This is a genomic window from uncultured Enorma sp., from assembly GCA_905210055.1.
In the GTDB taxonomy this organism is placed as follows: domain Bacteria; phylum Actinomycetota; class Coriobacteriia; order Coriobacteriales; family Coriobacteriaceae; genus Enorma.
This window is the reverse complement of sequence record CAJLVH010000103.1, coordinates 1-7,208: the sequence shown is the minus strand read 5'-3', so window position 1 is coordinate 7,208 and position 7,208 is coordinate 1. Positions and strand designations below refer to the sequence as shown.

The following is a 7,208-nucleotide window of genomic DNA, read 5'->3' as shown; positions in this document are numbered from 1 at the left end:
CCGCCATTGAGGACGCCGCGCTCGGCGCAGCAGGCGAACACCCGTTCTCCCTCGTAAACGATGTGGAAAGCGCCTGGGCTGCCGGCCTTGCCATGCGCGACGGCATCGTCATCATCGCAGGCACCGGATCGATCGCCTACGGTGTGTGCGAAGACCGCTCTATGCGCTGTGGCGGCTGGGACTATGAGCTGGGCGACGAGGGCAGCGGCGGCTGGCTCGGCAAGGAGCTGCTGCGCACCTTCACGCGCCAAAGCGACGGACGCGAGCCGCGGAGCGCCATCCACAGCCTCGTGCGCCGTGAGCTTGGTATCGCCGATGATTTCGAAGTCATCGAGTTCGCACAGAAAAACATGGCGAGCCGTTCGCGCATCTCCCAACTCGCACCGCTGGTTGCCGAGGCGGCGCGCGCAGGCGACGCAAGTGCCCGCGCGATCCTTAAACGCGCGGCGCAGGAGGAAGCCGAGATGGTCTCCGCCATCGTCCACGGCATCTTCGGAGATTGCGAGCGCATCCCCGTCACGTACATCGGAGGCACGTTCAAAGCAGGCGACCTCATCCTCGAGCCGCTCGCTGCCACCCTCCCCCGCTGCTGCGAACTTGTCCCGCCGCAGTTCGAACCCGACCGCGGCGCCGTGCTCATCCTGCAGAAACGTCTAGGTATGCGCTCAATCAGCAGCCTATAATCTGGCCACAAAGCGAACAGCCCGCGCATCAACCATCTTCAGCCGATACGCGCGACGTCGACATATTCCGCCACTTTTCACGCATAGAACCCGAAAAGTGGCGGAAAATGTCGACGTCGTGGTAAGGGATAAACAGCGGCAGCTGGCGACACAGGAACGGCTCGCGCGGCAACGTCCGCGGTAACGTCCGCGGTAACGTCTCCACATAGCAAGCGAGCCGGGCGGCGAGGAAGGAACCGCCCGGCTCAGCTAACGCGCAAGGTCGCGCGGGGGATGTCGAATTGTGCCCGCAGCACCCCAGCTAATACGCGGCGCCCCCGGCTAATCCGCTGCGCCCCAGCTAATCGCGGCGCCCCGGCTAATCCGTGCCCCGGCTATTCCTCCGGCTTCACGGCGGCGCGCTCGCGGGCACCGGTCACGCGGAAGATCACCCAGTCGGCGATGCGCACGGCGTCGTCGCCCATGCGCTCGAAATACTTCGCCACCATGAGGAGCTCAGGCAGATACTTCGCGCGCGTCTCGCCGGCCTTGATGAGGTCGATGACCACGCCCTCGGCGGCAAGGTAGACATCGTCCACATCGTCGTCCATGGCGAACACGCCGCGCGCGCGGTCGGCGTCGGACGTGCGGAACGCCTCGATGGCCTCCTCGACCATGGACGCTACGCGCTCGGCGGCGAATGCGAGGTGCTCGCTCAGGTTCGCCGTCACCTCGACGGGCAACGTCTGCGCAAGCTCCGCCACGTCGCGCGCCTTGGAGTCGATATGCGCCAGGTCAGATACCAGGCGAAACGTCCCCGTCACAAAACGCAAGTCACCGGCGACGGGCTGCTGCAGCAACAGGGCATCCGTGCAATTGCCCTCGATCGCGCTACGCAGGCGGCGCGCCTCCTGGTCGCCGTCGAGCACCGTCTCGGCCACTTCCGCGTCACCCGTAAGCGCTGTGGTGAGCGCACGGATGTCGCCGGCGGTCTTATCGGCAAAACTGCCCAGCAGCTCATCGATCTTCTCAAGCTGCTGACTATACTTGGAACGTGTGGAAATCATTAGCTGAACCTTCCCGTGAGATAGTCGTTCGTAAGCTGTTCCTTAGGGCTCGAGAACAGTTCCTTCGTGGGACCCGCCTCGACAAGCTCACCCAGGTAGTAGAAGCACGTCTTGTCTGCGACGCGGGCGGCCTGCTCCATGTTGTGCGTGACCACCACGACCGTGTGGTCCTCGGAGAGCTGCATCATGAGCTCCTCGATCATACTCGTCGAGATGGGGTCGAGCGCGGAGGTCGGCTCGTCCATAAGCAGCACGGACGGATCGGTCGCGAGCGCGCGGGCGATGCACAGGCGCTGCTGCTGGCCGCCGGAAAGCCCCAGACCGCTCTTGTTCAGGTCGTCCTTGACCTCGTCCCACAGCGCCGCGCGCGTCAGGCAGCGCTCGAGGATCTCGTCTTCCTCCGCACGGCTCATGCGTCCCATACGCTTAGGGCCATAAAGGATGTTCTCACGGATGCTCATGGGGAACGGGTTGGGGTGTTGGAACACCATGCCCACGTACACGCGCAGCGCGTTGGCATCCATCTTGAAAATGTCCTGGCCGTTGAATTCGATCGTACCCTCGGTACGGACGCTCTCCACGAAGTCGCACATGCGGTTGAACGTGCGTAGCAGCGTGGACTTTCCGCAGCCGGAGGGGCCGATGAACGCCGTCGCGCGGTTCTTCGGGATCTCGAGCGAGATGTGCTTGAGCGCCTGGAAGTCGCCGTACCACAGGTTGAAGTCGCGGATGGAGATCATGCTCTCCACGCCCTCGATGCTGCGGTGGACGTCCTCATTGATCGTTGTATCCATATGATTCTCCATCAGCCGAACCTACCCGTCAGATAGTCGGAAAGGCGCTGGTCACGAGGCGCCGAGAAAATCTGCTGCGTCGTGCCCGTCTCGACCATATCACCCACGTAGAAGAAGGCGGTGCGATCGCTCACGCGACCGGCCTGCTGCATGTTGTGGGTTACGATGATCTGGCACAGACCCGTCTCGGAAAGAGAGCGAATCGTTTCCTCGATGGTAAACGTCGAGATGGGGTCGAGCGCGGAGCAGGGTTCGTCGTAGAGCACCACATCCGGCTTCATGGCAAGCGTGCGCGCGATGCACAGGCGCTGCTGCTGACCGCCGGAAAGAGCATGGGCGCTCTGCTTGAGCTTGTCCTTGACCTCGTCCCAGAGCGCCGCCTGGCGAAGCGCGGTCTCCACGAGCTCGTCCTCTTCGTCCTTGCCGTGCAGGCGGCCGTGCTTCTTGGGCGCGAACAGGATGTTCTCGCGAATGGACTTGCGAAACGGCGTGGGCTGCTGGAACACCATGCCAATAGATTTGCGCAGCTCGAAGAGGTTCTCCTTGGGCGTGTTGATGTTATGCCCGTGGTAGAAGATCTCGCCGCCCACCTTGCAGCGGGGGATCTCGAGGTTCATGAGGTTCAGGCAGCGCAGGAACGTGGACTTGCCGCAACCGGAGGGACCGATGAGCGCCGTGACCTCGCCCGCGCGGAACTCGAGGCTCGTTTTGTGGAGTGCCTCGTGCTTGAGGTCGTAGGTGACGGTCACGTCCTTCGTGGTGAGGAGGGCGGCGGGGGTATCGGTCGCGGTCTGGGCGACAGGCGCACCGGTCGCAACGGCAGCCGCCGCGGCTTCCTGCTGGTTCAAGGTATCGGTCATTCGGCGGTCAGCCTCCTCGCAAGGAACTTGCCCAGCACGCGCGCGAGCACGTTGAAGAGCAGCACGCACACGATGAGCACCGTCGCGGTGCCCCACACGATCTCGGTCGAGCCGGGCGTGGGCTCGCTCGTGAGGCGCCAGATATAGACGGCGAGCGTGCAGGCGGGACGGAAGATGTTGAAGGGGTTCGTGGGGCTCGAGAAGTTAAGCACGTTCTCGAAGTTCAAACGGCTCGGCGCGGAACCCGAGGTGAAGATGAGCGGCGGGCAAGAGCACATTCACCGTGGTCTCCCAGCGGGTAAGACCCATGGCGAGCGCCGCGTCGCGCTGGCTGCGCGGCACGTCCTCGAGCGCCTGCTGGATGGTGCGTACCAAAATGGGGATGTTGAACATCGTGAGCGCCACGGCGCCGGAGAGGATCGAGATGCCCCAACCCATCACAACGACGAAGAAGAGCGAGCCGAACATGCCCACCACGATGGACGGGAGGCTCGAGAGGGTCTCGATCGCCGTCTTCGCTGCGGAGGTGATCCAGTTATCGGGCGCGTACTCCACGAGGAAAATCGCACCACCCAGCGAAATGGGCACCGAGATGATGAGCGTGATGATGAGCATGTAGAACGAGTCGAACAGCTGGTAGAGGATGCCCGAGACCTCGGCTGTACTGGGATTCGTGAGGAACCCAGGCGTGAGCGCCACACCGCCGCCGCGTACCAGAATGTAGATGATGATGGCAGCAAGCAGCGCGAGCACGAATCCCACGATGGCAGTGAGGATGCCCGTAGCGATCTTGTCCTGGCGGCCGATGCGCTTGACGTGCGCGGAAAGGTCGCGCGTCTCGACGACCTCAGGGGTCTGATTAGCCATTCTGCTTCGCCCCCTTATGACCGATGATATGGATAATGACGATGAAGATGAGCGACATGATGAGCAGGATCAGGCCGAGCGTCCACAGCGCGTGGTAGAACTCGGTGCCGCTCACCGCGTTATTGAGACCGGCGGTCAGGGTGGCGGTCAGGGTGGAGGCAGGCGAGAGGAGTCCCGTGGGCATGTTGCGCTCCACACCGCCGATGACCATCTGCACGGCGAGCGTCTCGCCGAAGGCGCGGGTCATACCCAGAATGACGGCCGTCATAATCGAAGGGGTCGCACTCTTAAGCACGACATGCCACACGGTCTGCCAACGGGTGCAGCCAAGGGCGTAGGAGCCTTCGCGGTACTCGTTGGGCACAGCGCGCAGGGCGTCGATGGAGAGCGTGGTGACGGTAGGAAGAATCATCACGGCAAGCACGATGGAACCGGAAAGAATACCCGCACCGGTACCGGCGGCGGCGCCGAAGATCGCGCGCATCGCCGCGTTCACCACGTAGAGGCCGAGCACGCCGTACACGACGGACGGAATGCCCACGAGCAGCTCGACGAGCGGCTGGAACACGCGGGTACCGAAGCCCGGAGCGACCTCGACCACGAACATGGCCGAACCAAGGGCGATGGGCAAGGCGATGAGGGTCGAGAGCAGCGTGACCGAGAACGAGCCCACGATCATGGGGAGCGCTCCGTACATATCCTGCTCAGGAATCCAGTGCTGACCGGTTAGAAACGCGATAGGATCGAAACCGTCGACGAAGAACGTGGTCAAACCTTGCTCTGCAACCATGAAAATCAAGGTAACAACCACGAGGGCTACGAGCAGCACGCACGCACCAGTGATTCCCAGACCTATGTTCTCCAGACGGCGTTTCGGCATGACCTTTGCCATGTGACGCCTTTCTCACAGACGAAAGGGCACCTCACGCAAGCGGGAGGCGCCCCAACGTGTCAATTACTCAAACAAGCTCATACGAAGAGCAATTGCTACTCGACAGGGGTGACGTTGCCGTCGACGTCCTTCTGAACCTTCATGTTGCTCACGGGGATGAAGCCCTGCTCGATGACGGTCGTGGACTGAATGTCCTCGCTCATGATGAAGTCGATGAACGCCTTGGTGATGGCGGCCGTGGCCTCATCCTCGTCGGAGCGGGTGTACATGTGCTCGTAAGCCCAGATGTTGAAGTCGCCGGACTCGACGTTCTCCTGCGTGGGCTCGACGCCGTCGACGTTGAGCGCCTTGATGCCCTCGTTGGTCTCGTAGTAGTTGAAGGCGACGTAGGAGATGGAACCCTCGGTGGCAGCGACCTGCTCAACGACGGTGCCCGAAGAATCGACCTCGGCGACCGGGGTGAAGTCCGCGGGAACCTCCTCGCCCTGAAGCACGGCGGCCTCGAAGGTGGCGCGGGTGCCGGAACCGGCCTCACGGTTGATGACGTTGATGGTGCCGGCGGTGCCGCCCACCTCGGACCAGTCGGTGATGGCACCGGTGAAGATGCCCTTGAGCTGCTCGGTCGTGATGTCGTCGATGTCGACGGAGGCGTTCACGATGGGGCCCATGCCGACGATGCACACCTGGTTGTCAACGAGGCCCTCGAGCTGGGACTCGTCGTCGACCTTCTCCTCGGCGAACACGTCGGAGCGGCCGATCTGCAGCGAGCCGTCCACGATGCCGGAGATGCCGTCGCCCGAGCCGCCACCGGAGATGGCGATCACGACGTCGGGGTTCTCCTTATAGAACTCCTCGGCCACAGCCTCGATGAGGGGCTGGAACGACGTAGCGCCACCGCAGTTGATGGTGCCGGAAAGGGCGGCTGCGGCGTCACCGCTGCCAGCAGCGGAACCAGCGGCAGGAGCCTGGCCGCAACCAGCGAGGCCAAGGCCGGCGAAGGCAGCGAGACCGCCAGCAAGGCCGAGGAACGAACGACGGGAGCACGAAGTGTTCAACATGAATGATTCTCCTTCCAGAATCTTACACACGCGAGGTTCACGGACTCGGAGATGGGAGCCCGCGCTCGTCGATTTGCAAGATACCGCGACCGGTCTCCCGCGCAACGCTCGTCGGCAGGTTATTACAGTCGTCTAATCAAGCATTACTCGGTTCAAATCGCTCGCTTACAGAGCGCTTACAAAGCTGGGTATCGTAAACACAACCACCTGGCATTCCAAATCGACCCCGGGAGGGAGCGACATGGCAACCCCGTCATCACGGTTCAAGCAAAGCCCCTTAGCCCGAGCGTTCATCCATATTGGTTTGTACCTCTGTTGCTGCGCGGCGTGCTTTGCCGTGGGAGCGGTGATTGAAGCGGCGGGGCAGTTCCGGATTGCTGCGTTCGCATACGCTCTCGGGCTGGTCGCCTACCCGCTGTTCTGTTGCCTGCACGATATCGCGGCGTCTGTCTCGACATACCGCGGCGGCGGCATGGTGAAGGTTCCTGCATTTGCCTATTTCCTCTACCGTGTTTGCGCTGTTGCGAGCGTTGCGACTTCCGACAGCCTGGGCGAAGCGGTTGTCACCGGAGCTGTGGTGACGCGCGGCATGCAGGAAGTCGATGCGAGCAAGCCCACGCGCCGCGGTGCCTTCATCGCGCGGTTCATCACCTTCCTCTTCGTTGCGATCTCGCTCGTCGAGTTCTTCATCGCCTTCGCCATGGTAGGCGCGGGCGAATACACTTCAATCGTGCTCTCCGCCACCGCCATCACCCTTGGCGTTGCAGTCTTTACCTGCGCGCTCGCGCCCGGTCTCATGACACTTGCCGGATTTGGCCGCGAACGCGCTGTGTATCGCGCACGCACCGCATGGTCCGCAGGCGAACGGCCGGTCGCACCGGGTACCGAGCACCTCTTCGCGCGGAACGACGAGAAACAGCGTCGCTACGTTGGCCTGCCGCGCACGATCGCCCTGGGCAACATCGCCTATCTTGCCGTCACCATTGCGGTCGCCGCCGTGGTTGGCTC

At 62.8% G+C, this 7,208-nt stretch carries 9 protein-coding genes; 2 read left to right on the top strand and 7 right to left on the bottom strand.

The window, feature by feature from the left end; translation table 11 throughout:
• Positions 1–683, top strand: a 683-nt coding sequence (locus QZ079_RS07000; protein ID WP_297036910.1) for an N-acetylglucosamine kinase, incomplete at its 5' end; no start/stop codon positions are given.
• A 374-nt stretch (positions 684–1,057) separates the two neighbouring features.
• On the opposite strand, the gene phoU is transcribed toward QZ079_RS07000, so the two are convergent.
• The 7 genes from phoU to QZ079_RS06965 all read right to left on the bottom strand — a co-directional run bounded on the left by phoU (position 1,058) and on the right by QZ079_RS06965 (position 6,200).
• Positions 1,058–1,729, bottom strand: coding sequence for a phosphate signaling complex protein PhoU (gene phoU / locus QZ079_RS06995; RefSeq protein ID WP_291289676.1), 672 nt, complete (start codon positions 1,727–1,729; stop codon positions 1,058–1,060).
• Positions 1,729–2,523: a phosphate ABC transporter ATP-binding protein PstB gene (gene pstB, locus QZ079_RS06990; RefSeq protein WP_297036905.1), complete on the bottom strand. Its 795-nt coding sequence runs from the start codon at positions 2,521–2,523 to the stop codon at positions 1,729–1,731. The genes phoU and pstB overlap by 1 nt, the downstream gene beginning before the upstream one ends.
• An 11-nt stretch (positions 2,524–2,534) precedes the next feature.
• Positions 2,535–3,383, bottom strand: coding sequence for a phosphate ABC transporter ATP-binding protein (locus QZ079_RS06985; RefSeq protein ID WP_297036903.1), 849 nt, complete (start codon positions 3,381–3,383; stop codon positions 2,535–2,537).
• Positions 3,380–3,610, bottom strand: coding sequence for a hypothetical protein (locus QZ079_RS06980; protein WP_297036900.1), 231 nt, complete (start codon positions 3,608–3,610; stop codon positions 3,380–3,382). Before QZ079_RS06980 ends, QZ079_RS06985 begins: the two co-directional genes overlap by 4 nt.
• A complete protein-coding gene (locus QZ079_RS06975; protein WP_297036897.1) occupies positions 3,588–4,250 on the bottom strand; it encodes a PstA family ABC transporter permease in 663 nt (220 codons plus the stop codon). Before QZ079_RS06975 ends, QZ079_RS06980 begins: the two co-directional genes overlap by 23 nt.
• Positions 4,243–5,142 carry a phosphate ABC transporter permease subunit PstC gene (pstC, locus tag QZ079_RS06970; protein ID WP_291289749.1) on the bottom strand — a complete coding sequence of 300 codons (900 nt, stop codon included), beginning with the start codon at positions 5,140–5,142 and terminating at the stop codon, positions 4,243–4,245. Before pstC ends, QZ079_RS06975 begins: the two co-directional genes overlap by 8 nt.
• Before the next feature lie 95 nt (positions 5,143–5,237).
• Positions 5,238–6,200, bottom strand: coding sequence for a phosphate ABC transporter substrate-binding protein (locus QZ079_RS06965; RefSeq protein WP_291289748.1), 963 nt, complete (start codon positions 6,198–6,200; stop codon positions 5,238–5,240).
• A gap of 241 nt (positions 6,201–6,441) precedes the next feature.
• Between QZ079_RS06965 and QZ079_RS06960 the strand changes: the two genes are divergently transcribed.
• Positions 6,442–7,208: hypothetical protein (locus QZ079_RS06960; RefSeq protein WP_297036892.1), on the top strand; the 767-nt coding region annotated here is incomplete at its 3' end.

Coding starts and splice junctions, on each gene's coding strand:
- QZ079_RS06985 (WP_297036903.1), bottom strand. CDS start 3,383: ATGACCGATACCTTGAACCAGCAGGAAGCCGCGGCGGCTGCCGTTGCG.
- pstC (WP_291289749.1), bottom strand. CDS start 5,142: ATGGCAAAGGTCATGCCGAAACGCCGTCTGGAGAACATAGGTCTGGGA.
- pstB (WP_297036905.1), bottom strand. CDS start 2,523: ATGGATACAACGATCAATGAGGACGTCCACCGCAGCATCGAGGGCGTG.
- QZ079_RS06975 (WP_297036897.1), bottom strand. CDS start 4,250: ATGGCTAATCAGACCCCTGAGGTCGTCGAGACGCGCGACCTTTCCGCG.
- phoU (WP_291289676.1), bottom strand. CDS start 1,729: ATGATTTCCACACGTTCCAAGTATAGTCAGCAGCTTGAGAAGATCGAT.
- QZ079_RS06965 (WP_291289748.1), bottom strand. CDS start 6,200: ATGTTGAACACTTCGTGCTCCCGTCGTTCGTTCCTCGGCCTTGCTGGC.